Source organism: Pseudomonas agronomica, assembly GCF_025917275.1.
GTDB classification, from domain to species: domain Bacteria; phylum Pseudomonadota; class Gammaproteobacteria; order Pseudomonadales; family Pseudomonadaceae; genus Aquipseudomonas; species Aquipseudomonas agronomica.
Genome location: NZ_JAOSHO010000824.1, coordinates 1 through 1393, shown reverse-complemented (window position 1 = coordinate 1393; position 1393 = coordinate 1). Strand labels below are relative to the sequence as shown.

Genomic DNA, 1393 nt, shown 5'->3' with positions numbered 1-1393 from the left:
GCGAGCAAGCTCGCTCCCACAAGTGGGTTTCGGCGTTCGTTGACCCACATCAAAACCCAGCCCTCCGAATAGCAGCAAAATAATGGCACCTTGCCAAAACTGTTTCCGCTATCAGAGAAGACCTTCCATGGGTGCCTGGCTTAGCAATATTTCGCTGAAATACAAATTCTGGGCGGTCAACGCCGTCGCCTTCGCCACAACGTTGTTGTTGGTGCTCTATGCCATGCACCTTGAACAGCAAGTCCGTGGGGTGAGCCTGGGCCAGGTCTTCGCCGAACGCTTCAGCCAATACGCCATGGCCGTGTTCGTGCTGATGCTGGCGATGCTGGGCGCGTCGCAATTGCTGATCCGCTTTCTGCTCAGCCAGCTCAATACCTTGAAGGACGTGATGCTGCACGTAGAGAAAACCGGTGACCTGTCTGCCCGTGTGCCGTTGGCCTGCAAGGACGAAGTGGGCCAGATGGCCGCGGCGTTCAATGCCATGCAGGCCGGTTATCAACGCGTGGTCGACACCGTTGCCAGCACCGCACGGCAACTAGACAGCGGCGCCGCTCGGCTGGCGTCGAGCATGAACGAAGTGCGCCACGGCATGCTCGGCCAGCAGAGCGAAACCGATCAGGCCGCCACGGCGATCAACGAGATGTCGGCCACGGTTTATCACATCGCCCAGCACGCCGGCGCCACCCGCGACCTGTCGAAAACCACCGACGCCTTGGCCGGCAATGGTCGCGAAGTGGTCAGCCGCGTGCAGCAATCGATCACCGGGCTGTCTACCGGCGTCCAGCAGACCGCCGAAATGATCCAGCGCCTGGCCGAAGACAGCCAGAAAATCAACGGTGTGGTCAGCGTGATCCACAGCATCGCCGAGCAGACCAACCTGCTGGCCCTCAATGCCGCCATCGAAGCGGCCCGTGCCGGCGAGATGGGACGGGGCTTTGCCGTGGTGGCCGATGAAGTGCGCAACCTCGCCAAGCGAGTCCAGGCCTCGACGGATGAAATCACCACCATGGTCTCGGCCCTGCAGGCCGGGACCCGCGACGCGGTGGATTTCATGCAGGAAAGTTCGCACAAGGCCGACGATTGCGTGCAGCAGGCTTGCGAGGCCGGCGACGCATTGGCGCAGATCACCGAGGCGGTGGCGCAGATGCGCGAGAGCAACACCCAGATCGCCGTCGCGGCCGAACAGCAAAGCCATGTCGCCGAAGAAATGAACCGGGTGGTGGTGAGTATTCGCGACGTGACCGAAAACACTGTGCGCCAGACCGTGGAGTCGGCGACCACCAGTCATGAACTGGCGACATTGGCGGGAGAATTGAACAAGGCGATCGGGCAGTTGAAACTTTGACCTCCTGAATAAGGGGTACGCTCGCCCCCACTGGGCTCTGTAGGAGCT

At 61.2% G+C, this 1393-nt stretch carries 1 protein-coding gene; it reads left to right on the top strand.

Annotated elements, in window-relative coordinates; translation table 11 throughout:
* Positions 1-127: 127 nt before the first annotated feature.
* Positions 128-1345: a methyl-accepting chemotaxis protein gene (locus tag OC610_RS27445; protein ID WP_264432592.1), complete on the top strand. Its 1218-nt coding sequence runs from the start codon at positions 128-130 to the stop codon at positions 1343-1345.
* Positions 1346-1393: the final 48 nt, after the last annotated feature.

Excerpts from the sequence above, each read along its gene's own strand:
- OC610_RS27445 (WP_264432592.1), top strand. The coding sequence starts at position 128 with ATGGGTGCCTGGCTTAGCAATATTTCGCTGAAATACAAATTCTGGGCG.